27 protein-coding genes and 2 tRNA genes are annotated in these 25,686 nt (G+C 60.0%); 20 read left to right on the top strand and 9 right to left on the bottom strand.

What is annotated here, in order from left to right:
- The first annotated feature begins 8 nt into the window (after positions 1 to 8).
- From PMI11_RS17090 to PMI11_RS17075, 4 genes are all read left to right on the top strand, one after another.
- Positions 9 to 458: a phasin gene (locus PMI11_RS17090; protein ID WP_007819309.1), complete on the top strand. Its 450-nt coding sequence runs from the start codon at positions 9 to 11 to the stop codon at positions 456 to 458.
- A 131-nt stretch (positions 459 to 589) separates the two neighbouring features.
- A tRNA-His gene (locus PMI11_RS17085) sits at positions 590 to 666 on the top strand.
- Positions 667 to 890: 224 nt separating this feature from the next.
- A complete protein-coding gene (locus PMI11_RS17080) occupies positions 891 to 1,130 on the top strand; it encodes a helix-turn-helix domain-containing protein (protein WP_007819308.1) in 240 nt (79 codons plus the stop codon).
- 111 nt (positions 1,131 to 1,241) lie between these two features.
- Entirely contained in the window at positions 1,242 to 1,679 is a 438-nt protein-coding gene (locus tag PMI11_RS17075; protein ID WP_007819306.1) for a DUF4174 domain-containing protein, read from the top strand.
- Positions 1,680 to 1,713: 34 nt separating this feature from the next.
- Here the strand turns inward: PMI11_RS17075 and PMI11_RS17070 are convergent, their stop codons facing one another.
- Together PMI11_RS17070 and PMI11_RS17065 are read right to left on the bottom strand one after the other, a co-directional pair.
- Positions 1,714 to 2,595: a LysR family transcriptional regulator gene (locus tag PMI11_RS17070; RefSeq protein ID WP_007819296.1), complete on the bottom strand. Its 882-nt coding sequence runs from the start codon at positions 2,593 to 2,595 to the stop codon at positions 1,714 to 1,716.
- The gene (locus PMI11_RS17065; protein WP_007819294.1) at positions 2,592 to 2,906 is read right to left on the bottom strand and encodes a putative quinol monooxygenase; all 315 of its coding nucleotides are present in this window, start codon (positions 2,904 to 2,906) and stop codon (positions 2,592 to 2,594) included. The genes PMI11_RS17070 and PMI11_RS17065 overlap by 4 nt, the downstream gene beginning before the upstream one ends.
- 173 nt (positions 2,907 to 3,079) lie before the next feature.
- Here PMI11_RS17065 and PMI11_RS17060 point away from each other — a divergent pair, with 173 nt between their 5' ends.
- The 8 genes from PMI11_RS17060 to PMI11_RS17025 all read left to right on the top strand — a co-directional run bounded on the left by PMI11_RS17060 (position 3,080) and on the right by PMI11_RS17025 (position 11,433).
- Positions 3,080 to 4,576 carry a CoA-acylating methylmalonate-semialdehyde dehydrogenase gene (locus PMI11_RS17060; RefSeq protein ID WP_007819292.1) on the top strand — a complete coding sequence of 499 codons (1,497 nt, stop codon included), beginning with the start codon at positions 3,080 to 3,082 and terminating at the stop codon, positions 4,574 to 4,576.
- A gap of 168 nt (positions 4,577 to 4,744) precedes the next feature.
- Entirely contained in the window at positions 4,745 to 5,224 is a 480-nt protein-coding gene (gene rirA, locus PMI11_RS17055; RefSeq protein WP_007819282.1) for an iron-responsive transcriptional regulator RirA, read from the top strand.
- A gap of 347 nt (positions 5,225 to 5,571) precedes the next feature.
- Positions 5,572 to 7,167 (top strand): ABC transporter substrate-binding protein, encoded by a 1,596-nt coding sequence (locus PMI11_RS17050; RefSeq protein ID WP_007819280.1) that lies wholly within the window; start codon positions 5,572 to 5,574, stop codon positions 7,165 to 7,167.
- Between the two features lie 87 nt (positions 7,168 to 7,254).
- The gene (locus tag PMI11_RS17045) at positions 7,255 to 8,259 is read left to right on the top strand and encodes an ABC transporter permease subunit (protein ID WP_007819278.1); all 1,005 of its coding nucleotides are present in this window, start codon (positions 7,255 to 7,257) and stop codon (positions 8,257 to 8,259) included.
- Between the two features lie 9 nt (positions 8,260 to 8,268).
- On the top strand, positions 8,269 to 9,159 hold the full coding sequence (locus tag PMI11_RS17040; protein ID WP_007819277.1) for an ABC transporter permease subunit: 891 nt from the start codon (positions 8,269 to 8,271) through the stop codon (positions 9,157 to 9,159).
- Position 9,160: 1 nt separating this feature from the next.
- A complete protein-coding gene (locus PMI11_RS17035; RefSeq protein WP_007819275.1) occupies positions 9,161 to 10,012 on the top strand; it encodes an ABC transporter ATP-binding protein in 852 nt (283 codons plus the stop codon).
- The gene (locus PMI11_RS17030; RefSeq protein ID WP_007819273.1) at positions 10,012 to 10,854 is read left to right on the top strand and encodes a dipeptide ABC transporter ATP-binding protein; all 843 of its coding nucleotides are present in this window, start codon (positions 10,012 to 10,014) and stop codon (positions 10,852 to 10,854) included. The genes PMI11_RS17035 and PMI11_RS17030 overlap by 1 nt, the downstream gene beginning before the upstream one ends.
- Before the next feature lie 42 nt (positions 10,855 to 10,896).
- A complete protein-coding gene (locus PMI11_RS17025) occupies positions 10,897 to 11,433 on the top strand; it encodes a gluconokinase (protein ID WP_007819271.1) in 537 nt (178 codons plus the stop codon).
- Here the strand turns inward: PMI11_RS17025 and PMI11_RS17020 are convergent.
- The 3 genes from PMI11_RS17020 to PMI11_RS17010 form a co-directional block, all read right to left on the bottom strand.
- On the bottom strand, positions 11,423 to 12,670 hold the full coding sequence (locus PMI11_RS17020) for an NAD(P)/FAD-dependent oxidoreductase (RefSeq protein ID WP_007819269.1): 1,248 nt from the start codon (positions 12,668 to 12,670) through the stop codon (positions 11,423 to 11,425). The genes PMI11_RS17025 and PMI11_RS17020 overlap by 11 nt on opposite strands.
- A 76-nt stretch (positions 12,671 to 12,746) precedes the next feature.
- Positions 12,747 to 13,250 carry an isoprenylcysteine carboxyl methyltransferase family protein gene (locus tag PMI11_RS17015; RefSeq protein ID WP_007819267.1) on the bottom strand — a complete coding sequence of 168 codons (504 nt, stop codon included), beginning with the start codon at positions 13,248 to 13,250 and terminating at the stop codon, positions 12,747 to 12,749.
- Positions 13,247 to 14,299, bottom strand: a complete 1,053-nt coding sequence (locus PMI11_RS17010) for a type III polyketide synthase (RefSeq protein ID WP_007819265.1) — start codon at positions 14,297 to 14,299, stop codon at positions 13,247 to 13,249. The genes PMI11_RS17015 and PMI11_RS17010 overlap by 4 nt, the downstream gene beginning before the upstream one ends.
- Positions 14,300 to 14,472: 173 nt before the next feature.
- Between PMI11_RS17010 and PMI11_RS17005 the strand changes: the two genes are divergently transcribed.
- The 3 genes from PMI11_RS17005 to PMI11_RS16995 all read left to right on the top strand — a co-directional run bounded on the left by PMI11_RS17005 (position 14,473) and on the right by PMI11_RS16995 (position 16,516).
- Positions 14,473 to 15,009: a tetratricopeptide repeat protein gene (locus PMI11_RS17005; RefSeq protein WP_007819264.1), complete on the top strand. Its 537-nt coding sequence runs from the start codon at positions 14,473 to 14,475 to the stop codon at positions 15,007 to 15,009.
- 110 nt (positions 15,010 to 15,119) lie between these two features.
- Entirely contained in the window at positions 15,120 to 15,725 is a 606-nt protein-coding gene (locus tag PMI11_RS17000) for an RNA polymerase sigma factor (protein WP_037071583.1), read from the top strand.
- Entirely contained in the window at positions 15,722 to 16,516 is a 795-nt protein-coding gene (locus PMI11_RS16995) for an anti-sigma factor family protein (protein ID WP_007819257.1), read from the top strand. Before PMI11_RS17000 ends, PMI11_RS16995 begins: the two co-directional genes overlap by 4 nt.
- 31 nt (positions 16,517 to 16,547) lie before the next feature.
- On the opposite strand, the gene PMI11_RS16990 is transcribed toward PMI11_RS16995, so the two are convergent.
- From PMI11_RS16990 to PMI11_RS16980, 3 genes are all read right to left on the bottom strand, one after another.
- Positions 16,548 to 17,198 carry a hypothetical protein gene (locus PMI11_RS16990; RefSeq protein WP_007819255.1) on the bottom strand — a complete coding sequence of 217 codons (651 nt, stop codon included), beginning with the start codon at positions 17,196 to 17,198 and terminating at the stop codon, positions 16,548 to 16,550.
- 243 nt (positions 17,199 to 17,441) lie between these two features.
- Positions 17,442 to 17,984, bottom strand: coding sequence for a hypothetical protein (locus tag PMI11_RS16985; protein ID WP_007819253.1), 543 nt, complete (start codon positions 17,982 to 17,984; stop codon positions 17,442 to 17,444).
- A gap of 129 nt (positions 17,985 to 18,113) precedes the next feature.
- Positions 18,114 to 18,187, bottom strand: a tRNA-Gln gene (locus tag PMI11_RS16980).
- Between the two features lie 246 nt (positions 18,188 to 18,433).
- Between PMI11_RS16980 and PMI11_RS16975 the strand changes: the two genes are divergently transcribed.
- The 3 genes from PMI11_RS16975 to PMI11_RS16965 are packed head-to-tail and all read left to right on the top strand — an operon-like array spanning position 18,434 to position 21,141.
- Positions 18,434 to 19,978 (top strand): Ppx/GppA phosphatase family protein, encoded by a 1,545-nt coding sequence (locus PMI11_RS16975; RefSeq protein WP_007819251.1) that lies wholly within the window; start codon positions 18,434 to 18,436, stop codon positions 19,976 to 19,978.
- Between the two features lie 2 nt (positions 19,979 to 19,980).
- Positions 19,981 to 20,700 carry an RlmE family RNA methyltransferase gene (locus tag PMI11_RS16970; RefSeq protein ID WP_007819249.1) on the top strand — a complete coding sequence of 240 codons (720 nt, stop codon included), beginning with the start codon at positions 19,981 to 19,983 and terminating at the stop codon, positions 20,698 to 20,700.
- A 57-nt stretch (positions 20,701 to 20,757) separates the two neighbouring features.
- Positions 20,758 to 21,141, top strand: a complete 384-nt coding sequence (locus tag PMI11_RS16965) for a VOC family protein (RefSeq protein ID WP_037071591.1) — start codon at positions 20,758 to 20,760, stop codon at positions 21,139 to 21,141.
- A 101-nt stretch (positions 21,142 to 21,242) separates the two neighbouring features.
- On the opposite strand, the gene PMI11_RS16960 is transcribed toward PMI11_RS16965, so the two are convergent.
- Positions 21,243 to 22,664, bottom strand: a complete 1,422-nt coding sequence (locus PMI11_RS16960) for a DHA2 family efflux MFS transporter permease subunit (protein ID WP_007819246.1) — start codon at positions 22,662 to 22,664, stop codon at positions 21,243 to 21,245.
- Positions 22,665 to 22,919: 255 nt separating this feature from the next.
- On the opposite strand from PMI11_RS16960, the gene PMI11_RS16955 reads away from it, so the two are divergent.
- Both PMI11_RS16955 and guaB read left to right on the top strand, forming a co-directional pair.
- Positions 22,920 to 23,912, top strand: coding sequence for an MBL fold metallo-hydrolase (locus tag PMI11_RS16955; protein WP_007819241.1), 993 nt, complete (start codon positions 22,920 to 22,922; stop codon positions 23,910 to 23,912).
- A gap of 288 nt (positions 23,913 to 24,200) precedes the next feature.
- Entirely contained in the window at positions 24,201 to 25,685 is a 1,485-nt protein-coding gene (guaB, locus tag PMI11_RS16950) for an IMP dehydrogenase (RefSeq protein ID WP_007819240.1), read from the top strand.
- The last annotated feature ends 1 nt before the right edge of the window (position 25,686 follow it).

The following is a 25,686-nucleotide window of genomic DNA, read 5'->3' as shown; positions in this document are numbered from 1 at the left end:
ACGATCCGATGGCTACCATAAAGACCGACGACGTTTTTTCAATCGCCTCTTTTGACCCCAGCAAGCTGGCTGAGTCCTTCCGTGACTTCGCCGAAAAGGGTGCTCAGCAGTCCAAGGAAGCCTATGCCAAGCTGAAGACTGCAGGCGAAGAAGCCGGCAAGACGCTTGAAGCAACGGTTCAGACCGCACAGGCTGGCAGCGTTGAAATCGGCCTCAAGGCAATCGACGCGCTCCGCGTCAATGCCGAAAGCTCGCTCTCCCACATGGAAGCGCTTCTCGGCGTCAAGTCTGTCGCCGAATTCTTCGAGCTGCAGACCTCTTTTCTGCGTAAGCAGGCCGAACTGACCGTCGAGCAGGCGAAGTCGCTGCAGGAAACCACCAAGCAGGTTGCCGAAAAGGTTGCAAAGCCTTCCAAGGAAGCAGCTGAAAAGGCCATGGCATCCTTCAAGGTTGCCTGATCTATCAGGCTCGATAGACAATAAAGGCTGGACCGCACGTTCAGCCTTTTTGTATATTGAGCGCAAATCGGGGCTTGAATTAAAGTTCAAGTCCTCGTATGTGACCCCCGTCGCGCCGAGCGTGACATTGTGCGGTTGTAGCTCAGTTGGTTAGAGCGCAGGTTTGTGGCACCTGAGGTCGGAGGTTCGAGACCCCCCAACCGTACCATTCTCTCCCATAAGTTGGTTTTCCTGTTCGGCAATGCACGGCATCAGCGCTTTTTGATGTCAAAATGATGCCTGCTCGCATTTTGCTATTGCCGTTAACATTAGTTTACCTATTTATGTGCGGTGCGATGCAGCAATTGCCCAATGTCTTCGTTGCGTTGCGAAATGCTGGCGGCTTGCCGCCTGGGGGTAGGGACAGTCCACCGAGGCATTAAGGAGAATTTGATGTCCATTTCTGTTCAGAATATAGAGGAATCGACCGCTGTTTCCCCGATTGACGTGGCAGCTGCGGTTAGGGACGCACGCAGTGCGGTTGGCTACAGCATTGAAGACCTCGCAGTCACCTGCGGTCTGGCCAACGGGGAAATCCTCGAAATCGAAAATGGTGAAAGCGCCGATCCGGCAAAGCTGAGGCGTATTGCTGCAGCACTGCAGGTTCCGGTTTCTGCCTTTTTGCATATCTGATGAGGCGACAAGGCCGATCAGCATTTTCTGATCGGCCGTCGTCCCCTTTTAAGGAACATGATTGGAACTCTTGCGCTCCCGCGCCGTTCAACGGTCGACGGGAGTATGTGTATGTCCAAGACCCTTCTTTACAGCGCAACGAAGATCGATGAGACGAATGCGGCCTACGCGGCTGTCGCCAGTCTCGAACAGTTCCAGTGGAAGAACCGCGTCTTCATTGTGATTGCCGACCAGGACAATTTCCGCGCAGCCCGCCAGGAAAACCAACTGCTTGCCGATCGCGCCGCTCTTGAGGAGCGGGATATGGTCATTCTCAAGCTTGCCGGATCGAGCATAAAGCCGCTCTTTGGAAGCGGCGACGGGCTGGACGGCGAGGCGCTCCGGCAGGAGCTGGACATGCCTGACGCAGGCGAATTTGCCGCCTTCCTGCTTGGCAAGGATGGCACCGTGAAGCTGAAGGCCAGTGAGCCGATCACATCGGACGAACTTTTCGCCATCATCGACAGCATGCCGGTACGCGCAGCCGAAGCCGTCAGGCATGATAAATGATCGGGATCGAGATCCTGAAGCATCTCTTTGATCGCTAGAGGAAGATCTGCTTTTCCTCGTCGACGAGTTCCTGCAGGAAATCGATAACACTGCGCACGCGCACCAGATCTCGCGCGCTTTCGTGGTAGGTCGTCCAGTAGGCGCGGCGGATGGAAACCTCCGGCAGGATGCGCACCAGTTCCTGGTATTGCCGGGCGATATAGTCGTGCAGGATGCCGATGCCGGCGCCGGAACGTACGGCCTCGGTCTGGCCGATCGCCGTCGAGATCTCGAAGCCCGCATCCCAGCTGCGCATCACCTCGCCAGAGAAATTCAGGGAAGCAGTGAAGATCAGGTCTTCGACATAGCCGATGCGCGGATGGGCCTTCAAAGCATCGACATCTTCGGGCTTTCCATGCTGTGCCAGATAATCCCGCGACGCGTAGAGGCCGAGCGTATAGTCGGTCAGCTTGGACGAGACGAGCCGTCCCTGTTCCGGACGCTCCAGCGTGATGGCGATATCCGCTTCACGCTGCGACAGCGAGAAGGAGCGGGGCACAGGCACGAGCTGGATCTTCAGCTCCGGATAGCGTTCAATCAGCCGGCCCATACGCGGCGCAAGAAAGGAAACACCAAATCCATCGGGTGCGCCGACGCGCACCGTTCCGGCAATTGCCGTGTCGGTGTGTCCAAGATTGGCCTGCGCTGCAAGCATCTCCGTTTCCATCCGCTCGGCCGAGGCAAGAAAGACTGCGCCTTCGGCGGTCAGCTCGCAACCATTCGTGCGCCGGATGAAAAGCCGCGTCTTCAGCGCCTCTTCGAGCGAGGTCAACCTGCGCGACAGCGTGGCGTGGTTGAGCCCCAGCCGCTTCGATGCAGCGAGGATCTGCCCCGTGCGGGCGACGGCCAGGAAAATGCGAACGTCATCCCAGTTCATGGCTTTGAGCGCATCGCAATCGGATCGACGTCGATGAGCGTCAGCGCTGTCACCATGCCTGATGTCTCGGTTTTGTATTTAAGGAAATGCGGCGTCTGCAGATGAGCTTCGTATGCTTCCCTGTTGGCGTAGACCTCGAGGATACGGATCTTGTTCGGATTATCCCTGATGGAGACGGCATTCAGGGAAAGGACACCATCTTCCAGCGCGACGGATGCTTCGATTTCCTCGGCAAGCAGCGCGCGATAAGTTTCGATTGCGCCCGGATCGATCTCCAGTTCCGCCATTCTGACGACAGGTTTCCAGCTCATCGGTTCGACCTCCCTTTGACTTGTCCGCGTGCCGTTCCAGTTTTGATGCAGGAGCGCCGGTTATAGCGATAGAACTATAATATACGCACAACGGTTGCTTATTCCAGCGCATTGATTTGTGCAAATTGAAGTGCGATTGTTGCGCCGTCCAAAAGAGATCAGGAGGAACACCCATGCGTGAGATTGGTCATTTCATCGGCGGCAAGAAGGTCGCCGGCACCAGCGGCCGTACCAGCGATGTCTTCAATCCGGCGACAGGCGAAGTGCAGGCAAAGGTCGCGCTCGCGAGCGTCGAAGAACTTCGCGCCGCTGTCGCAAACGCCAAGGCCGCGCAGCCGAAATGGGCCGCCACCAACCCGCAGCGCCGCGCCCGTGTTTTCTTCAAGTTCGTCGATCTCCTGAACCAGCACATGGATGAGCTTGCGACCCTGCTCTCCAGCGAACACGGCAAAACGGTCGAGGATTCCAAGGGCGATGTCATCCGCGGCCTCGAAGTCTGCGAATTCGTCTGCGGTATCCCACATCTTGCCAAGGGTGAATTCACGGAAGGCGCCGGCCCGGCGATCGACATGTATTCGATCCGCCAGCCCGTCGGCATCGGCGCCGGCATCACGCCTTTCAACTTCCCGGGCATGATCCCGATGTGGATGTTTGCCCCGGCGATCGCCTGCGGCAACGCCTTCATCCTGAAGCCCTCCGAGCGCGATCCATCCCTTCCGATCCGTCTCGCCGAACTGATGATCGAAGCCGGTCTGCCGGCAGGCATCCTCAACGTCGTCAACGGCGACAAGACGGCCGTCGATGCGATCCTCACCGATCCCGATATCGGCGCCGTCTCCTTCGTCGGCTCCACGCCGATTGCCCGCTACGTCTACGGGACGGCTGCGATGAACGGCAAGCGCGCCCAATGCTTCGGCGGCGCCAAGAACCACATGATCATCATGCCAGATGCCGATATGGACCAGGCCGTCAACGCGCTGATGGGCGCCGGCTACGGTTCGGCTGGCGAGCGCTGCATGGCTGTCTCGGTTGCCGTTCCGGTCGGCGAGGAAACCGCAAACCGTCTCGTCGAGAAGCTGATCCCGAAGATCGAATCCCTACGTATCGGTCCTTACACCGACGACAAGGCAGACATGGGTCCGGTTGTCACCAAGGATGCCTATAACCGCATCCAGGGACTGATCAACAAGGGTATCGAAGAAGGCGCAAAGCTTCTCGTCGATGGCCGCGATTTCAAGCTGCAGGGCTATGAGAACGGCTATTTCGTCGGCGGCTGCCTGTTCGACAACGTCACGCCCGAGATGGAAATCTACAAGACCGAGATCTTCGGACCGGTTCTGTCAGTCGTTCGCGCCCATAACTATGAAGAAGCGCTCTCCCTGCCGATGAAGCACGAATACGGCAACGGTGTCGCGATCTACACCCGTGACGGTGACGCCGCCCGCGACTTCGCCTCCCGCATCAATATCGGCATGATCGGCATCAATGTTCCGATCCCGGTGCCGCTCGCCTACCACTCCTTCGGCGGCTGGAAGGCTTCGAGCTTCGGCGACCTCAACCAGCATGGCACGGATTCCATCAAGTTCTGGACCCGGACCAAGACCATCACGGCCCGCTGGCCCTCGGGCATCAAGGGTGATGCTGAATTCGTCATGCCGACGATGAAGTGATCCAGATAACCTTCCCCATTTTGGAAACGGGCCCGAGAAGGGCCCGTTTTCGTTTTAAACGCTGCGGCGAGCAGTCGCGGGAAACGTGAATGTGAATTTCATATTTTGGAATTGTTCAAAACTGTGAAAGCCACTATATACGGTTTACAAACGATTCAGGAGATCGGCATGCGGTTGACGAAGCAGACCAACTATGCGGTTCGCATGTTGATGTATTGTGCAGCCAATGAAGGACATTTGAGCCGGATTCCGGAGATTGCCAGAGCATACGGTGTTTCCGAGCTCTTCCTTTTCAAGATTCTGCAGCCTCTCAACAAGGCAGGCCTTGTCGAGACGGTGCGCGGCCGCAACGGCGGTGTGCGCCTTGGCAAGCCGGCGGCCGATATCAGCCTTTTCGACGTGGTAAGGGTCACCGAAGACAGCTTCGCCATGGCGGAATGCTTCGAAGACGGTGTGGTCGAGTGCCCGCTGGTCGATAGCTGCGGCCTGAATTCGGCGCTGCGCAAGGCGCTGAACGCCTTCTTCGACGTGCTGACCGAATATTCGATCGATGACTTGGTAAAGGCGCGGCCGCAGATCAACTTCCTGCTCGGCCTCACCGGCGAACAGCACTATCGCAAGCCCGTCATTCCGGCACCGGCCGCCTGATACTTTAATATTCCGATATCGTCATGAACCACGGCTGTTTTCGATAGCCGTGGTTTTTCATTTGCACGCACGGATTGTTGATATATCAGAGCCCGCTGAAACCGTTCTCAACACCTTCCGCGACGCCAAATTGTACCAAAAGCGACAAAAATGCGGTTGAACGTGCCTCAATCTTACAAATTTTGGCCTATTTTTGACCGAAAATTTCTAAAATTGCTTTTCTGGAAAAATTTTCTGCGGATGCCGTTGCGTTCAGCAAATAAATATCGTTCCATCGGCCCGCTGATCGGGGTAATGAGCGCCCGATCTCTAAAGATCAAAAAAGAACAAACCTGGGAAACGATATCATGAAAAAGTTCTCTGTCCTGCTCGCAGCGACAGCCCTGGCTTCGGTCATGGCCACCGCCGCGTATTCCAAGACGCTTGTCTATTGCGCCGAAGGATCGCCGGAAGGCTTCGATCCAAGCCTCTACACGGCAGGCACGACCTTCGACGCGTCTTCGCGTACGGTTTACAGCCGCCTCGTTGAATTCAAGCACGGCGGTACGGAGATCGAGCCGGGTGTTGCTGACAGCTGGACGGTTTCGCCCGACGGCAAGGAATATACCTTCAAGCTGCATCCCGGCGTGAAGTTCCAGACGACCGATTTCTTCACCCCCTCGCGTGATCTGACCGCTGATGACGTGGTTTTCTCGTTCGAGCGCCAGATCAAGTCGGACAATCCGTGGAACAAGTATGTCGAAGGCGGTTCCTACGAATATGCTGCCGGCATGGGCTTCCCTGATCTCATCAAGTCGGTCGAGAAGGTCGACGATCTGACGGTCAAGTTCACGCTGAACCATCCGGAAGCTCCGTTCCTGGCCGACCTCGCGATGGACTTTGCATCCGTCGTTTCCAAGGAATATGCCGACAAGCTCGCCGCTGACGGCAAGATGGCCCAGTTGAACCAGCAGCCGCTCGGCACCGGCCCGTTCACCTTCGTTGCCTACCAGACGGATGCCGTCATCCGCTACAAGGCCAACGAAACCTACTTCAAGGGCAAGGAAAAGATCGACGATCTCGTTTTCGCGATCACCCCGGACGCCGCTGTCCGCGCCCAGAAGTTGAAGGCTGGCGAATGCCACCTCGTCCCGTACCCGAACGCTGCTGACGTTGCCGAGCTCAAGAAGGATAAGAACCTCACGGTCATGGAACAGGCTGGCCTGAACGTCGGCTTCCTCGCCTACAACACCCAGCAGGCTCCGTTCGACAAGCCGGAAGTCCGCCGTGCGCTGAACATGGCGATCAACAAGCAGGCGATCATCGACGCCGTCTTCCAGGGCGCTGCCCAGGTTGCCAAGAACCCGATCCCGCCGACCATGTGGTCCTATAACGACAAGATTCAGGACGACAAGTACGATCCGGAAGCCGCCAAGAAGGCCCTTGAAGCCGCTGGCGTCAAGGACCTGTCGATGAAGGTCTGGGCAATGCCGGTTTCGCGTCCCTACATGCTGAACGCTCGCCGCGCCGCCGAACTGATCCAGGCAGACTTTGCCAAGGCCGGCGTAAAGGTCGAGATCGTCACCCATGAATGGGCTGAATACCTGAAGCTCTCCTCCGACGTGAAGCGTGATGGCGCCGTCATCCTCGGCTGGACCGGCGACAACGGCGACCCTGATAACTTCATGGACACCCTGCTCGGCTGCGACGCTGTCGGCGGCAACAACCGCGCTCAGTGGTGCAACAAGGACTACGACGCTCTGATGACGAAGGCCAAGGAAACGGCTGACGTTGCTGCCCGCACGAAGTTCTACGAAGAAGCACAGGAAATCTTCAAGAAGGAAGCTCCCTGGGCTCCGCTCGACCACTCGCTGGTCTTCGTCCCGGTCAGCAAGAAGGTATCGGGCTTCCATATGGATCCGCTCGGCATCCACCGCTTCGACGGCGTTGATATCGCCGAATAAGAAAAATGATAAACTGCCCGGCTGAAACCGGGCTCGACCGGCGGTCAGGTCTCCACCTGACCGCCGGAAACTATTGGACAACCTGCTATGTTGCGATTTCTCATCGGGCGCCTCGCAGTCCTGATACCGACCTTCCTCGGCGTTTCGCTCATTGCCTTCTCGTTCATCCGCCTGCTTCCTGGCGATCCCGTCATGCTGTTGTCGGGCGAACGAACCATGGCACCCGAACGTCACGCCCAGATCATGCACGATCTCGGTTTCGACCGGCCCATGTACGTGCAGTATTTCGATTATCTCGGAAAAGTGCTGCACGGCGATCTCGGTACCTCGATCGTCACCAAACGTGCGGTCCTCGGCGAATTCTTCACGCTCTTCCCGGCAACGCTTGAGCTTTCGCTCTGCGCCATCCTGGTGGCAATCCTTCTCGGCGTGCCGGCCGGCGTCTTCGCTGCCGTCAAGCGTGGAACATGGTTTGATCAGAGCGTGATGGGCGTTGCCCTTATCGGCTATTCGATGCCGATCTTCTGGTGGGGCCTGCTGCTTATCATCTTCTTCTCCGGCTATCTCGGCTGGACGCCCGTCTCCGGCCGCATCTCGCTGATGTATTTCTTCAAACCTGTCACCGGCTTCATGCTGATCGACAGTTTGCTCTCCGGCCAGAAGGGCGCCTTCGCCTCGGCCGTCAGCTATCTCATCCTGCCGACCGTGGTGCTTGCTACCATTCCGCTTGCGGTTATCGCCCGCCAGACGCGCTCGGCAATGCTCGAAGTGCTGGGCGAGGATTATGTGCGCACCGCCCGCTCCAAGGGTCTCGCACCCTTACGTGTTGTTGGCGTTCATGCGCTCCGAAACGCCATGATCCCGGTCATCACGACGATCGGCCTGCAGGTCGGCGTGCTGCTTGCGGGCGCTATTCTTACCGAAACGATCTTCTCCTGGCCGGGCATCGGCAAGTGGATGGTCGATGCTGTCTTCAAACGCGACTATGCTGTCGTCCAGGGCGGTCTTCTGATGATCGCCGGCATTATCATGCTGGTGAACCTGCTCGTCGACCTGACCTACGGCTTCGTCAACCCGCGTATCAGGCACTAGGAGCGGTCCATGAGCATGGCTACTGCAAAATCCGACCAGCCCTCCGCATTGACGGAATTCTGGTACTACTTCTCGCGAAACAAGGGCGCCGTCATCGGCCTCTTCGTCTTCGTCATCGTCCTTCTCATGGCGATTTTCGCGCCGCTCGTTTCACCGCATGCGCCGAATGAGCAAAACCGCCAGCTTCTGCTCTCCGTTCCCTTCTGGATGGATGGCGGCAGCGCCTCCTATCCGCTCGGAACGGATGCCGTCGGGCGCGATATTTTCTCGCGTCTGATCTTCGGCGCGCGTTTCTCGCTGTTCATCGGCGTCGTCGTCGTGACGTTGTCGGTGATCTCGGGCGTCTTGATCGGCCTCGTCGCCGGTTATTTCCGCGGTCGTGTCGACATCGTCATCATGCGCCTCATGGATATCATCCTGGCCTTCCCGTCGCTGCTTCTGGCCCTCGTGCTCGTTGCGGTTCTCGGTCCCGGCCTGCTCAACGCCATGATCGCGATCTCGATCGTCAACCAGCCGCATTTCGTGCGCCTGACGCGCGCCGCCGTGATGGGCGAGCGTGAGAAGGAATATGTGGTAGCGTCCCGCGTCGCGGGTGCCGGCACCTTCCGGCTGATGTTCAAGACGATCCTGCCGAACTGCCTCGGACCGCTTATCGTCCAGGCAACACTCGCCTTCTCCGCCGCGATCCTCGATGCAGCCGCTCTCGGCTTCCTCGGCATGGGCGCCCAGCCGCCGACACCTGAATGGGGTACGATGCTTGCCGAATCCCGCGAGTTCATATCGCGCGCCTGGTGGGTCGTTACATTTCCGGGTCTTGCGATCCTGATCACCGTTCTCGCCATCAACCTGATGGGCGACGGCCTGCGTGATGCGCTCGATCCCAAGATGAAGAGGTCCTGAGATGGCGCTTCTCGAAATTGAAAATCTCGTCGTTGAGTTTCAGACTTCGACCGGACCTTTCCGCGCCGTCGACGGCGTTTCGTTGAAGGTCGATGCGGGCGAAGTTCTGGCGATCGTCGGCGAGTCCGGCTCAGGCAAGTCGGTTTCGATGCTGGCTGCCATGGGCCTTCTGCCCTGGACGGCAAAGGTGACGGCCGACAAGATGGTCTTCGACGGCCAGAACCTGCTTGGCATGTCCGGTGCCAAGCGACGTGAGATCATCGGTAAGGATATGTCGATGATCTTCCAGGAACCGATCGCCAGCCTCAATCCCTGCTTCACCGTCGGCTTCCAGATCGAAGAAGTGCTGAGAATTCACCTCGGTCTCGACAAGGCGGCGCGGCGCAAGCACGCGATTGAGCTTTTCCAGGCGGTCGGCATTCCCGATCCCGCCGAACGACTCGGCCACTTCCCGCATCAGATGTCGGGCGGTCAGTGCCAGCGCGTCATGATTGCCATCGCGATTGCCTGCAACCCGAAGCTCCTGATCGCCGACGAGCCGACCACGGCGCTCGACGTGACCATCCAGAAGCAGATCCTCGATCTTCTGATGCGCCTGCAGACGGAGCATCGCATGGGCCTGATCATTATCACGCACAATATGGGCGTGGTTGCCGAGACGGCAGACCGGGTGATCGTCCAGTACAAGGGTCGCAAGATGGAAGAGGCCGACGTGCTCTCGCTCTTCGAAGCGCCGAAGAGCGATTACACGCGGGCACTGCTCGCCGCCCTTCCTGATAATGCGACTGGCGACCGGCTGCCGACCATCGGCGAGCTTTTCAATCCGAACAAGACTGTGGAGGGAGCGGCCTGATGACGCCAGTTCTCGAAGGAAAGAACATCGTTCGCGACTATTATCTGCCGGGCGGCCTCTTCAAGAAGGCGAGGACGGTCCATGCGGTCAAGGGCGTGAGCTTCAGCGTCGAGCAAGGCAAGACGCTGGCGATCGTCGGCGAAAGCGGCTGCGGTAAGTCGACGCTGGCCCGCATCGTGACGATGATCGACCCGGCCACGTCGGGCGAACTCTTCATCGACGGCAAGAAGGTCGATATCTTCCAGGGTGATCTGACGCCGGAAATTCGACGGAAGGTCCAGATCGTTTTCCAGAATCCCTACGGATCGCTGAATCCGCGCAAGAAGATCGGCGACATTCTGATGGAACCGCTGATCATCAACACCAATACGCCGGCTTCCGAGCGGCGCGACCTGGCGATGGCGATGCTGAAAAAGGTCGGCCTGCAGGACGTTCATTTCAACCGCTACCCGCACATGTTCTCGGGCGGCCAGCGCCAGCGTATCGCCATTGCCCGTGCGCTGATGCTGAACCCGCGGCTCCTGGTTCTCGATGAACCGGTCTCCGCACTCGATCTGTCGGTGCAGGCGCAGGTGCTCAACCTTCTCGCAGACCTGCAGGACGAGTTGAACCTGACCTATGTCTTCATCAGCCACGACCTCTCGGTCGTTCGTTATATGGCAGACGAGGTCATGGTGATGTATTTCGGCGAGGCGGTCGAATATGGCACGCGGGAGCAGGTTTTCAGCGATCCGCAGCACAACTATACCAAGACCCTTTTTGCGGCGACCCCGCGGGCGGATGTCGATACGATCAAGGCACGTCTTGCACGCAAGGCCGCTGCCGTCTCTGCGGCCCAGTAAGGCCGCAGATGTCTCACGCTGCAACGATGACCGAGATGAGCGATGACCGAGAATAACGGAACTCTCCATGCAATCATCGTCATGGGCGTCAGCGGTTCCGGCAAATCTTCGATCGGCGAAAAGATAGCGGCAGGCCTCGGCCTGTCGTTTGTCGAAGGCGATGCGCTGCATCCCGCCGCCAATGTCGAGAAAATGTCGAGGGGCATTCCGCTTTCCGATGAGGACCGCGTGCCCTGGCTCGACCGGATCGGCAAGGAGATGAAGGCGTCGCTTACCAAGGGCGAGGGCATCATCGTCTCCTGCTCGGCGCTGAAGCGCAGCTACCGCGACCGCCTGCGAGCCGCTACCGGCGGCAATCTCTATTTCGTCTATCTCGAAGGTTCGAAAGAACTGCTGACGGAGCGCATGGGTCACCGCAAGGGTCATTTCATGCCGACCTCGCTCCTGGAAAGCCAGCTGCAGACGCTGGAAGTGCCGACCGGCGAAGAAGGCGTCGTCACCGTCGATATCGACGACACGATCGACGATATCGCGGCGAAAGCTCTGAAGGCTCTCGCCGCTCTTGGCGTTACGGATTGAACCTGTTGGGCGAATAGGCCGAGATATTGATGAACGGCGTCTCACCGCTCATCAGTTCCGCGAGCACTCGTCCGGTCACCGGCCCGAGCGTCAGCCCATGATGGGCATGGCCGAAGGCAAACCACAGGCCCTGATGCCGCGGCGCCTTGCCTATGATCGGCATCATGTCGGGCGTGCAGGGGCGGGCGCCCATCCACGGTTCCGGATCGAGCCTTTCTCCCAGCGGGAATATCGTGCGCGCTACAGCTTCGGCCCGGTCGAGCTGCACCGGCGTCTTTGGCGCATCGAGCGTTGCGAATTCCGCACCTGTCGTCAGGCGCACGCCCTTGTTCATCGGCGCCAGGAAATAGCCGCGCTCGGAATCGAGCGTCCAGTTGTTGAGCACTGCATTGCCCTTGACGCCATAATGCATGTGATAGCCGCGCTTGACGCCGAGCGGGAAAGAATAGCCGAGCCGGCGGGTGGCGACAGCCGCCCAGGGGCCGAGCGCGAGCACGGCATCGTCAGCCTCCAGCGACCCCTCCGACGTCATGATCTTCCAGCCGGATCCGGCCGGCCCGAGCGATGCCGCATCGCCGGTCACGAACCGGCCGCCGAGGCTTTCGAAATAGCTGCGATAGGCACGCGTCAGTGCATGCGGATCGAGAACCGACCAGGGATCGATCCAGCGCAGGCCACCGACGAAATCCCCGGTAATATTGGGCTCCAGTCGAGCGATATCGGCCGAATTCAGGCTCTCATAGCTGACACCGAACTGATCCTTCCAGAGGGCAGCTTCCACAAAGGCCTCGTCACGCTTGGCCTCGGTGCGGAATATCTTCATCCAGCCATCCCTGCGGATCAGCGCTTCGGCATGTGATGCCTCGATCAGGTCCTTGTGCTCGGTGATCGAATTCTCGATCAGCGGCGCATAGGCCTTGGTGATCATCTCGTGCCGCTTCGGATTGGAGTTCCACCAGTAGCGGGCGAGGAAGGTGAGCTGGCTCGGCAGCGCCTTCAGGTGATAATGCGCATCGATGCGATTGTTCAGCGCATAGCGCAGCAACAGGCTGAGCTGCTGGGGAAAACCGTAGGGCATGACGCCTTCGCGCTGGATCAGGCCGGCATTGCCGAAGGAGGTTTCGTTACCCGGCTCCTTGCGGTCGATGAGTGTAACCTGCCAGCCGCGGCGTTGAAGATGAATAGCCGTCGAAACCCCGACGATGCCGGCGCCGAGCACGATTGCGTTTTTCGTCATTTTCCCCTGCATTCCGCTATGTTTTAGGCCCTAAAATGCCCATCTCAATGCTGCGGCGCAAACGAAAAATCGCATTTCATTTCAAAATCATTGCGCTTTTGAGTGCGGCATTTTCGGCCCTGATGCGAACAGTCAGAATGACGGCATTGAGGAGCGAAAAGACGAGCGCATAAAGCGGCATGCCGAAGGCAAGCGGCAGGGCGGCGATCTCGCCGATGACGATCACATAGTTCGGATGTTTGAAGAAGCGATAGGGGCCGCTTGTCACGAGCGGCGCACCGGGCAGAATGATGATACGCGTCGTCCAGCGCTCCCCAAGTGTGGTCAGCACCCATAGCCGCAGCACCTGCAGCAGCATGAAAAGACCGAACCAGAAGAGCTGAACTGGCTGTCCCGTCGCCAGCATCCATAGCCCGGCGAGCCAGCCCGTATGGAGCGCCACCATGTAGGGGTAATGATCGGGCGCGATCTCGCACCCCCCCCTTGCAAACAGCGCCATCGTGTTGCGGCGCGCGATAACCAGTTCCGAGAGCCGCTGGGCGGTCACGAAGGTCAGCAATGCGATGGAAGGCCACATCATGCGACCCTCCGCAATGTCACGCAGCTTGCCGTAAAGCCCGGCCCCATGGCGATCATCGCCGCCCGGTCCGGCAGGCCTCTGCTGATTGCGCGCTCCAGAACGAAGAGCACTGTCGGCGAGGACATATTGCCGTAGTCTGCAAGCACCGACCGCTCGATGTCGAGCGTATCAGGCACCATGGAAAGCGTGTTCTCCATTGCCGCCAGCACCTTCGTGCCGCCGGGATGGCAGATGAAACGGTCGATATCACCACGCTTGAGCCGGCTCCGCGCCAGGATGCCGTCGATCGCCGGGCCGAGCTCCCTTTCCGCAAAGGGCGGCAGCGATTGCGCCAGCAGGATGCCGAGCCCGGTTTCATCGATCTTCCAGCCCATGATGTCGAGCGTATCGGGAAACAGGTGATCGCCCGCCGATTCCACTTCCGCCATACCGCCTTGGCCGGCGCGTAGCACGCAGGCTGCCGCCCCGTCACCGAAGAGGGCGGTGGCGATGATATTCGGTTTCGTCAGCTCATCCAGACGGAAGGCCAGCGTGCAGAGCTCGATGGCGACGAAGAGCACCACGGCACCCGGGCGGCTGCGCGCCAGCCGCGAGGCGATGCCAAAGCCGGAAACGCCGGCAGCGCAGCCAAGCCCGAAAACGGGCACACGCTCGATATCCGCGCGAAAGCCGAGCTGGCCGGCGAGCCGCGCATCGAGGCTCGGCGTGGTGATGCCGGTGGAGGAAACCGTTACCACGCAATCAACCTGATCAGCCGTCAGCCCGGCCTGACCAAGCGCGCGCGTTGCCGTCGCGACGAACAGCGAACTGGCGACCTCTTCATAGGCCTCCATCCTGTCCTGCCAGCCATGCGTCTCTTCAAACCAGGAGAGGGGACGGGCGGCATGCCGCTTTCCGATACCGGCATTGTCGAACACGCGCGCGAGGTGGCGGAATTCCTTGAAACGGTCGGCAAAGAGGCGCGCGGAGGCCTCGGCGGCTTGGCTCTGGGTGATGATATGGTCAGGCACTGCAGTGGCGAGACTTAAAAGTCTGACGGATTGAGTCACGGTATGCTCCTTGTCGTTCCCGGCGGAACGAGCGGAAAACACGCGGGCGCGAAGGTTTATTCAGTACGCTACTCTTCACGAAGCAGTGATCGAAAAAACGCGAGAGCTCACCGAATAAAGCTGGCAATAGCGGTGTTCACTCCTCGCAACGTCATTTTCCGAGGAGTTATCCCATGACGACCAAGACTGTTCGCATCGCTTCTCTCGTGCTCGGCAGCTGCATTGCCGCATCTGTCCTTTCCGGTCCCGTCTTCGCTATCGGCGACGATAGCAGCACCATGCCGGTCTGCAAGAAGGGCGAGATCTATGACAAGAAGGCAAAGAAGTGCGTCAAACAGCAGAGCGCCAACGTGACGGACGAAAACCGTACCGATTACGCCTACTCGCTCGCCAAGGCCGGCCGCTATGAAGAAGCGCTCGCCATGCTCGACACCGTCAAGGATCAGAACAATGCCGAATGGCTGAACTATCGCGGTTACGCCACGCGCAAGCTCGGCCGCACGGATGAGGGTATCTCCTATTATCTGCAGTCGGTGAAGCTCGATCCGCAATATGCCAAGGTCCGCGAATATCTCGGCGAAGCCTATGTCATCAAAGGTGAGCTCAATCTCGCTAAGGACCAGCTGACCACCATCAAGGCGATCTGCGGCACCGGCTGCGAGGAATATCAGGACCTCAACGCCGCCATCCTTGATCCGTCGAAGATCTAAAGCAATTCGAGCAAAGTGTGCAGCGGTTTTGCGTCCGGAATTGCGTGAAACAAAGCTGTACACTTGCGTGAGGCAGGGGAGAGATAAGGTTGATTGAAGGGTATTTCCGGATGTCGGTCGCACACACCACATTTCCTGCCTATAGTCGCGCCAGAACGGAATCGCCGGCCCGGCCGGCGGTTCCGAAACAGCCAATACGCGCGGAGGCGGCCATCGCGAGCGAAGCGGATATCAGGAGCGGCCTGACGGAACACCTCGTCCGTCTATGGCGCTATGGCCTCGTTCTTTCGCATCAGCGCGATGTGGCCGATGATCTCGTGCAGGCGACCTGCGTTCGCGCGCTGGAACGGGCCGATCAGTTTGTAGCAGGCACGCGGCTCGACCGCTGGCTGTTTTCGATCCTGCATTCGATCTGGCTGAATGAGATCCGCGCTCGCCGCGTCCGCCAGGGGCAGGGCTTCGTCGATGCCCAGGATACGCTGAGTTTCGATGGCGCCCATGACACCGAAACGCATGTCATGGCGAACCAGATTTTGAAACAGGTGAATGCGCTGCCCGACGCGCAGCGATCGGCGGTTTTCCTCGCCTATGTGGAAGGACTTTCCTATCGCGAGGTCGCCGCCATACTGGATGTTCCGATCGGCACCGTGATGAGCCGGCTGGCAGCCGCCCGCGCGAAGCTCTCCGAAACCGTATCGGCAGGAGGATTTGAATGAGCGCGAAGCACATAGTGCCCTCCAACGAGGAACTGACCGCCTTCATCGATGGTGAACTTGGGCCTGAAGAGGCTGCCCGCATCGAAGCTATGGTCGAGGCCGACGAAGCTGTCGCCGAACGGCTGGAATTCCTGGCGCGTGCAAGCCTGCCTTACAAGCAAGTCTTTGCGCCGCTGCTCGATGCCGCTCCGCAGGCAAAGCTCGAAGCCATGCTATCGGCCATTCCCGCCGCCCGGCCTGCAAGACCGGCTGCCTTCGTGAGCCGTCGAGGCTTTCTCGGCGCACTTGCTGCTTCGGTCGTTGCCGGCATCGCCGTCGACCGCGCCGTGATCGGCCTCAGCACGGGGCTCTCGGGCAAGGACGAAAACAGCGAGTGGCGCGCCGTCGTTGCCCAATATATCTCGCTCTATACGCCGGAGACGCTCGCCGGTCCCGTCCCGTCCAGAGATGTGCAGGCAGCGCAGCTCGCCAGTCTGGACGGCAACCTCGGCCTGCAACTCTCGCCAGAGCAGGTCGCCCTGCCGGATGTCGATTTCAAGCGCGCCCAGATCCTGCAATATGATGGCAAGCCGCTCGCCCAGATCGCCTATCTGGATCCCGAGACCGGCCCCATGGCGCTCTGCATCGTCGCCTCCGACGGCGGCCCCAAGGCCCCTGATATCGAGGGCCGCAAGGGCATGAATGTCGTCTACTGGGCGAACGCCACCCACGCCTTCATGCTCATCGGCCATGCCCCCGTCGACCGCATGACCGAGATCGCCGACGCTGTCAGGAGCAAGATTGCCGTCTGACGTGCAACTGACGACACCGGGCTGTAATCCATCAGTTCACCGCGCTCGCAAGCCGGAGATTTGTCTGTGATACCCTGCCATCTGTTACCGGCGGCCGGACGTTGACCTCGATGACACCAGAGGTTTTTGGCTTCAGGCCTGGCCGCGGCGCCTTGGCAAGCACCGGCGCGCCTGCCGCCTTGCCGGCTGAGCAATTCCCTGACGCGCTGCTCTCGACATGCGGCTTGCTGTCAGCGGGGCTGAAGTAACGGACGCTACGGGTGCAGACACCGTTGTCGGACATCGTCGAAACCATCGAATAGCCCTGCACGCCGGCCGACAGCCTGTTGAGGTCGACATCAGTCAGATTTCCAGGCGATGCCTGCATCATACTGTCGGCCTGTTGCATCAGCGCAGCAGCTTCGTGGTCCATCGCCGCGGTTATCCGGTCCAGATCGGCAAAGGGGGCGGAAGGCCAGAACGGATCGAAAAAGCCCGAATCCGGCTGACTGTCGAACCGAATTTGCGGCGGCTGGTTGCCGGCGTAACGAATGCGTTCGAGCGAACCATCGGGTAGTCGCACGACGAGCACATGGGTATCGGTTGATTTGTGGGAGACCGTCTGAGCCTCTGCGGGACCGACAAGCTCGGCGGCTGCGATCGCCGCGGCGCTCACGAGAATTGCAATATGAAGCCTTTGCATAAGGGCCTCCTAAGATAGGAAGAACACCAATCCAACTGTCCGCACGAACGAAGTGCAGCGGGCACGGCCGTGAGGATCATTGTGGCGCAGGCCGAATTTGTGGCGCGCTGCTGCGGCGTGGCGACGCAGAAAGCGAGCACCGAAAGCATATCGCGCAAAAGTGTTCAGCGGTTTTGCGATAACGACGTGCGGGAGATGAGGAGGTAAAGTCTGGAAAGCGAATCCGAATGATCGCGACACGCTTTAGAACGGCTGTGTCTTGTCCGAAACCTGGCTGGCCTGATTGGCCGGGACGAGGCGGTTCAGGCAGTTGATGTAGGTCGTATACATCTGTTGCAGCCGCGACAGAGGCACCACCCAAGGCTCTTCATTTCCGGCAAAATCCAGCTCCATATCCGGCGTGCCGACAAAGGAATTCTTGAGGACTTTCTTGATCTGCGCCACACCCGTCTTCTCAGAGGCCGGCAGGATGCGAAGCGTCTTGCTGTCGAAGGCTTCGGCCGGAACGGCCTTGGTGCCGGAATAGCCGACAAGCGTCACCTTGGTCGTCGTGCCCTCGGGGATATCCCAGCCATCCTTCGAAACCAGCCACATGACGCTGTCGAGGCTCTGGCGGAATTCGACCGTCTTGCCGAGCTCGTTGTTCCAGACCAGCCGGCAATAGGACGGCTTCTCGCCGACGAACCCGACCGACCACTGCCGCGCATCACCCATCCATTCCGTCTCGCTCCGGGCTGCGGCTGGAATGAGAAGTGTCGTCAGCAATAGGGCAGAAAAGGTCTTCATGGCACGAATCGTCTCCAGGGAGCTGGAGTGATTCTAACGGCGGAAGGTTGAGGTTTTGCTACTGCGGTTGTGCGGGAATGGGCGCAGAAAACTCTCAATTCAAGACAGCTAAAATTAGGAGGAGAAATTTGGCTGGGGAACCTGGACTCGAACCAAGATTAACGGAGTCAGAGTCCGTCGTTCTACCATTGAACTATTCCCCAGCAGTCGCTGCCGAAGCATGGCTTGGCTGCCGTGCGGCGCTTATAACCAAAACCGGGCGGATTGCAAATACCCGTTTTGAAAAAATTCGATCCCTTCGCACCGGGTGAAAATGGGGTGGCTAAAATCCGGAATCAAAAAGAATTTGGTGATTTCGCCGGTCACTGATATCTTCGCGCCAACGCAAAAATCGAATGAGCGCCTGCTGCATACCTTTCTGGACTTGCGCGGCGCGATGGAAAACAAACGTGGAAGACCCCGAAGGCGGCGCAAGGCCGCAATTTGACGGGGCGTCGGCGGCAGGGCGCAAGGACGGCAAGAAGTCCAGGCGTCGCAAGGGCAAGCGTGGCGGGCAATCCCGCAACGCCGCTCATCCCGCTTCGCATGATCTCTCCGGCCATGCCGGGGAGGCAGCGCGCCCGAAGGAAGATGCGGAAAACCCGGCCCGCAAGCGGAAACGCCGCCGTCGCGGTGGGCGTGGCCCATCCCAGCCCGATACTGTCGTCCAGTCGATGCCTGTCGTTCAGGCCGTCGCTCACGGCCATGGTCCGCGGCCGGATGGCGATTCGTCCTCCAGCCGACGTAACCGACGCAAGCATCGCAGCAAGCGGGGTCTGCAGGGCAGGCCGCTGGCTCCTGTGCAGGCGCCGCCGTCCGCAAGGCCCGAACATCGCGCTGAAGCGCCGTCGCGCCCTGTGCTGCAGGATACCGAAGCGGCAAATCGCAGGAGCCGTCAGTCAGGTCATGAAGACGAACGGGCAGGGGGCGAACACCCCTGGCCCGACGAACTCTATGCCGCGCTTGATCTCGGCACCAACAATTGCCGCCTGCTGATCGCCCAACCCACACGTCCCGGCCAGTTTCGTGTCGTCGATGCCTTTTCTCGTATCGTGCGCCTCGGTGAAGGGCTTGCCGCCAGCGGCAGGCTGTCCGACGAGGCGATGGAGAGGGCGGTCGATGCGCTCCGGATCTGCGCCTCCAAGCTCCGGAACCGCGAGATCCGCCGCATGCGGCTGATTGCGACCGAGGCCTGCCGTCAGGCGGCCAATGGCGAGGAATTCCTGAAGCGCGTCGTGGTCGAGACCGGACTGGAACTCGAAATCATCGATCGTGAAACCGAGGCGCGGCTTGCCGTTTCCGGCTGCTCCTCGCTGGTCGGCCGCGAGGCGCGCTCCGTCGTGCTTTTCGACATCGGCGGCGGGTCCTCGGAAATTGCCGTCATCCGCATCGGCGATAACCGCTTCGCCCGCCTTGCCAATCACATCACCCACTGGACCTCGCTGCCCGTCGGCGTCGTCACCCTCTCGGAGCGCCACGGCGGGCGCGATGTGACGCCTGATGTTTTCGAGGGCATGGTGAGCGAAGTCGCGGGCATGCTGTCGAATTTCGACTGCCCGGAGATCGAGATTGGCGAGGACGGCGATTTTCATCTGATAGGCACCTCGGGCACGGTGACGACGCTTGCCGGCGTGCATCTCGACCTGCCGCGTTACGACCGTCGCAAGGTCGATGGCATATGGCTGTCGGATGGAGAAGTCTCCGCCATGCAGGCGAAGCTTCTCTCCTGGAATTTTGAAAGCCGCGCCGCCAATCCCTGCATCGGGCCGGATCGCGCCGATCTCGTGCTTGCCGGCTGCGCCATTCTGGAGGCGATCCGCCGCCGTTGGCCGAGCCCGCGCATGCGGGTTGCCGATCGTGGCTTGAGGGAAGGCCTGCTCACCGACATGATGGCCGATGACGGCGTCTGGCGGCGGCATCGCAACCGCCGCGGCCAGCGGGGAAACAAGGGGTAGGCATGACCAAGCCAACGATCGCGGGAAGCCGCACCGGCCGCAAGCTCGGCCAACGCGTCAAGAAGAAGAAGCTCAAGGCTTCCTCACGCCAGTGGCTGGAGCGCCATATCAACGATCCCTATGTGCAGCGCGCCCAGCTGGAAGGCTATCGCGCCCGCGCGGCTTTCAAGCTCCTTGAGATCGACGAGAAATATAACATCCTGAAGGGTGCAAGACGCATCATCGACCTCGGTGCCGCTCCCGGCAGCTGGTCGCAGATAGCCGCAAAAGTGACCGGATCGACGGATGAGGATATCCGTGTGGCCGCCATCGACTTTCTGGAAATGACGCAGCTTCCCGGCGTCACGATCCTGCAGCTCGACTTTCTCGATCCGACGGCGCCAGAGAAGCTGATGGCGGCCGTCGGCGGCACGCCGGATCTGGTGATTTCGGATATGGCGGCACCGACGACCGGCCATCATCGCACCGACCATCTGCGCACCATGCATCTTTGTGAGGTCGCGGCCCATTTCGCCGTCGAGGTGCTGGGCGAGGGTGGCCACTTCCTCGCCAAGACCTTCCAGGGCGGCACGGAGCGAGATCTGCTCGCCATGCTGAAGCAGCATTTCCGCCAGGTCGTGCACGTCAAGCCGGCCTCGTCGCGCGCGGAATCGGTCGAGATGTTCCTGCTGGCGAAAGGCTTCAAGGGCCGCAAGGCCGAGGCAGAGCCCGAGGGCGCTTGATCTTTGTGTCAGTCCTGTGAATGATTAATTTCCCAGGACTGGATGCCCGCCGATCCCATGCTTCTTTACGTTACACTCGGAACCAACGATCTCTATCGCGCCCGGCATTTCTATGATGCCGTTCTGCCAGTGCTCGGCTACCGGCGCCAGCGCCATTCGGAGGAGGAGATCGGCTATGCCGCCGATGGCGATACGCGCTGCCGCTTCTGGGTCGTAACCCCTTTCAACAGACGCCGGGCGACGAACGGCAACGGCTCCATGGTCGCCTTTGAGGCGGAAACGCGGGCGGCGGTCGATGCCTTCCATGCAGCGGCGATTGCTGCCGGCGCTATCGATGAAGGCGAGCCGGGACTGCGCTCCTATCACGCGCATTTCTACGCAGCCTATGTCAGGGATCTCGACGGCAACAAGCTATGCGCCGTTTGCGAGAAGGCTGAATAGCCCTACCAATTCCAGCAAAAGTGTGCAGCGGTTTTGCGTCCGGAATTGCGTAAAAACAACGAGATAGAGCATCTCCGTGATTCGAAGAAAAACGGAGATGCTTACTTGACCGGCTGCTGCTCGGCGTTGATCGTCGGCGGCACGCGCTTGGCGCGGTGGCCGGACACGGAAGCCCCTGCGTCCTTGGCCATGCGGACAAAGGGGATGGTGGCGATGACAGTCAGGCCGGCGATGACGAAGAAGGCGATGTGGAAATCGATGACCTGCAGCTCGGCTCCGCGGAAATAGATCGAGGTTTCCAGGATCGAGGCGGCAACCGCGACGCCGAGCGCCAGGCTGATCTGCTGCATCACCGAGGCCATGGATGTCGCCTGGCTTGCCTGCGCATCGTCGATATCCGCAAAGGCCAGCGCATTGACGCCGGTGAACATGAAGGAGCGGGAAAAGCCGCCAAGCAGCAGCACACCGATGATGACGAGATGCGGTGTCTCCGGCGTGAAGAGGCCGGTGACGGCGGTCACGACCGTCGTCACCGCACCGGCGCAGAGAAGCGTGGTGCGGAAGCCGATCGCCTTATAGACGCGCCGCGCGATGAACTTCGTGGTGATCGCCCCGATCGCGCCGGCAAACGTAATGAGGCCTGATTGAAAGGGCGTAAGGCCAAATCCGAGCTGCAGCATCAGCGGCGTCAGAAACGGCATGGCGCCGACACAGATGCGGAACAGCGTGCCGCCGCTTGTCGAGGCCCGGAAGGTCGAATTCTTGAACAGGTTGAGATCGAGGATCGGCGTCGGGTAGCGCCTGGCGTGGCGCACATAGAGCACGCCGCAGAGGATGCCGATCGCGGTGGCCGCAATACCGATGATTGGCGGCAGGGCCGGAAGGCTGACGACCGAGAGGCCGAAGACGACGCCTGCAGCAGCAAGACTGGTCAGGATAAAACCGTTGAAATCGAGCTTCGGCGGGGCCGTCGCCTCTATTTCCGGCAGGTAGATTGTCGCAAGCCAAACGCCGATGACGCCGACAGGCACGTTGATCAGGAAGATCCAGTGCCAGCTGAAATAGGTGGTGATGAAGCCGCCAAGCGGCGGGCCGGCAAGCGGGCCGACAAGGGCCGGGATCGTCAGCAGCGCCATGGCTGAGACCAGTTCGCTCTTCTGCGTCGTCCGCACCAGCACCAGACGCCCGACCGGCGTCATCATCGCGCCGCCCATGCCCTGCAGGAAGCGCGCAAAGACGAATTCGATCAGATTGGAGGAGAAGGCGCAGAAGATGGAGCCGACGACGAAAACACAGATCGCCAGCCGGAAGATATTCTTTGCGCCGAACCGGTCTGCCATCCAGCCGCTGATCGGAATGAACACTGCAAGCGCCACCATATAAGAGGTCAGCGCCAGTTTCAGCGTGATCGGCCCGACATGCAGATCGGCCGCGATCGCCGGCAGGGCCGTCGCGATTACAGTCGAGTCCATCTGTTCCATGAAGAGAGCAACGGCAAGGATCAGCGGGACGATGCGGTTCATAGGCGAATGCCTTGATGGATGCGGAGGGGGGCTTGGGAGGCCCGTGCTGTGTAGTCCCAGTTACGGGCTGTGCCAATCCCTCAATCGGTTTCCATTACACGTTTGGATCACGACTGCGTGAGACGACTTGCCTGACACTTTCGCCTCTCAAGATTGACATATGCTTACCCGGCCGGGGCCAGAAATCCTGTATCGATCCGGCTGGAATATCGGGGGTCGTGCGGTGACACACCGCACAGTGTCGAGGATGGATATATGACGATTTTTCATGGAATAAAGCGACGCGCGCTTTTTGCCGCAGGCCTCGGTCTGCTCGCCGCACCGGTCATCCTGAGAGGAACGGCCTATGCGGCTGCAACTGGAGAAACAGGCAATATGGAAGTTACCCCGCAGCCGCAGATCAATCAGTTCAAGCTCGGCTCCTTCAAATTCACTGCCGTCCGCGACGGTTTCAACGTGCTCGAAAAGCCCTATGAGACCTTCGGTTCCAATCAGGATCCGCAGACCGTCCAGGCGCTTCTCGCCGCCAATTTCCTGCCAACCGACAAGTTCGCAAACAGCTATGCGCCTGCGGTAGTCGATACGGGTTCCGACGTCATCGTCGTCGATACCGGCTTCGGTGCGGCCGGCCGCGAACGCGGCTTGGGCCAATTCACCGCCGGGCTGAAGGCGGCAGGTTATTCACCTGACGACGTCACCGTCGTGGCCCTGACGCACCTGCACGGGGACCATATTGGCGGTCTGATGGAAGGTGGTGCTCCGGCCTTCAAGAATGCCCGCTATGTCATCGGGCAGGCCGAATACGATTTCTGGTCGGATAAGGCGCGGGAAGGCACGCCGGCCGAAGGCGGCCACAAGGCGGTGCTTGCCAATGTCGTGCCGCTTGCCGAAAAGGCGACCTTCGTCAAGGAAGGCGATGCGATCGCGCCCGGTCTGACCGCGATGCTCGCAACCGGCCATACGCCCGGCCACATGGTCTTTCATGTCGAATCCGAGGGCAAGCGGCTGGTCATGACGGGTGATACGGCAAACCATTACATCCTGTCGCTGCAACGGCCGGACTGGGAAGTGCGTTTCGACATGGACAAGGCGCAGGCAGCCGCAACCCGCAAGAAGGTGTTCGACATGATCGCCACCGACAAAATCGCCTTCCTTGGCTACCACATGCCGTTCCCGTCAGTCGGTTTTGTCGAAAAGCAAGAGGCCGGTTACCGCTTCGTGCCAAAGACCTACCAGTTCGACATCTGAGCCAAAGCATGTCGCGCAAAAGTGCGTCGCGGTTTTGCGAGAACGGCATGCGTGAAACAAAGCATGTCGCGCAAAAGTGTGAAGCGGTTTTGCGAGAACGACATGCGACACGCGTTATCTGCATGGCACCTATGCCAAGCCCGGCCACCAGCCGGGCTTTTTTACTATTTCCTTCCTGTCATAGACGTGTTACCAGCCCTCGCCAACTTCCATAAACTCATGCACACCGCCGGTGCGGACGATTCGTACCGGGTGGAACGCATTTTTCTTTCTTGAAGGAATTTGGCCATGGCTCGCATCATTGAAACGCCAACCGGACTCGACGCACTCACCTTCGATGATGTGCTCCTGCAACCCGGTCATTCCGAAGTCCTGCCGGGTCAGACGAGTGTCGCAACGCGCCTCGCACCCGACTTCGAGCTGAATATCCCGATCATATCAGCAGCGATGGACACCGTCACGGAAGGCCGTCTGGCGATTGCTATGGCGCAGGCCGGCGGACTTGGCGTCATTCACAAGAACCTTACCCCCGTCGAGCAGGCGGAGCAGGTTCGTCAGGTCAAGAAGTTCGAAAGCGGCATGGTCGTCAATCCCGTGACCATCGGCCCGGACGCTACGCTTGCCGATGCCCTGGCGCTGATGAAGATGCACGGCATCTCCGGCATCCCGGTCGTTGAGAAATCCGGCCGCCTCGTTGGCATCGTCACCAACCGCGACGTCCGCTTCGCATCTGACCCGACCCAGAAGATCTACGAACTCATGACCCATCAGAATCTGGTGACGGTCAAGGAAAACGTCGATCAGCAGGAGGCCAAGCGCCTGCTGCACTCACACCGCATCGAGAAGCTGCTGGTCGTCGATGGTGAGGGCCGTTGCGTCGGTCTGATCACCGTCAAGGATATCGAAAAAGCGCAGCTGAACCCGAACGCCTCCAAGGATGCGCAGGGCCGCCTGCGTGCTGCCGCTGCCGTCGGCGTCGGTGACGATGGTTTCGAGCGTGCCGAACGGCTGATCGATGCCGGCGTCGACCTGCTCGTCGTCGATACGGCCCATGGTCATTCGGCTCGCGTTCTGGAAGCCGTCGCCCGCGTCAAGAAGCTCTCCAACTCCGTCCGCATCATGGCCGGTAACGTCGCAACGGCCGATGGCACCAAGGCGTTGATCGATTCCGGTGCTGATGCCGTCAAGGTCGGTATCGGTCCGGGTTCGATCTGCACGACGCGTATCGTCGCCGGCGTCGGCGTTCCGCAGCTTGCTGCGATCATGTCGGCGGTCGAAGCCGCAAGGGCGCAGGATATTCCTGTCATCGCCGATGGCGGCATCAAGTTCTCGGGCGACGTGGCGAAGGCCATCGCTTCGGGCGCTTCTGCCGTCATGATCGGCTCGCTGCTTGCCGGTACCGATGAAAGCCCGGGCGAGGTCTATCTCTATCAGGGACGTTCCTTCAAGGCCTATCGCGGCATGGGGTCCGTCGGCGCCATGGCGCGCGGTTCGGCAGACCGCTACTTCCAGGCGGAAGTGCGCGACACGCTGAAACTCGTGCCTGAAGGCATCGAGGGACAGGTGCCGTACAAGGGGCCGGTCTCCGGCGTCCTGCATCAGCTCGCCGGCGGCCTCAAAGCTGCCATGGGCTATGTCGGCGGCAAGGACATCAAGGAGTTCCAGGAGCGCGCCACCTTCGTGCGTATCTCCGGCGCCGGCCTGCGCGAAAGCCATCCGCATGATGTGACGATCACCCGCGAAAGCCCGAACTATCCGGGCGTCGGCGTCTAAT

This window comes from Rhizobium sp. CF142 (genome assembly GCF_000281145.1).
Lineage (GTDB): Bacteria > Pseudomonadota > Alphaproteobacteria > Rhizobiales > Rhizobiaceae > Rhizobium.
The sequence above is the reverse complement of the archived record's forward strand: the minus strand, read 5'-3'. Positions and strand labels throughout refer to the sequence as shown.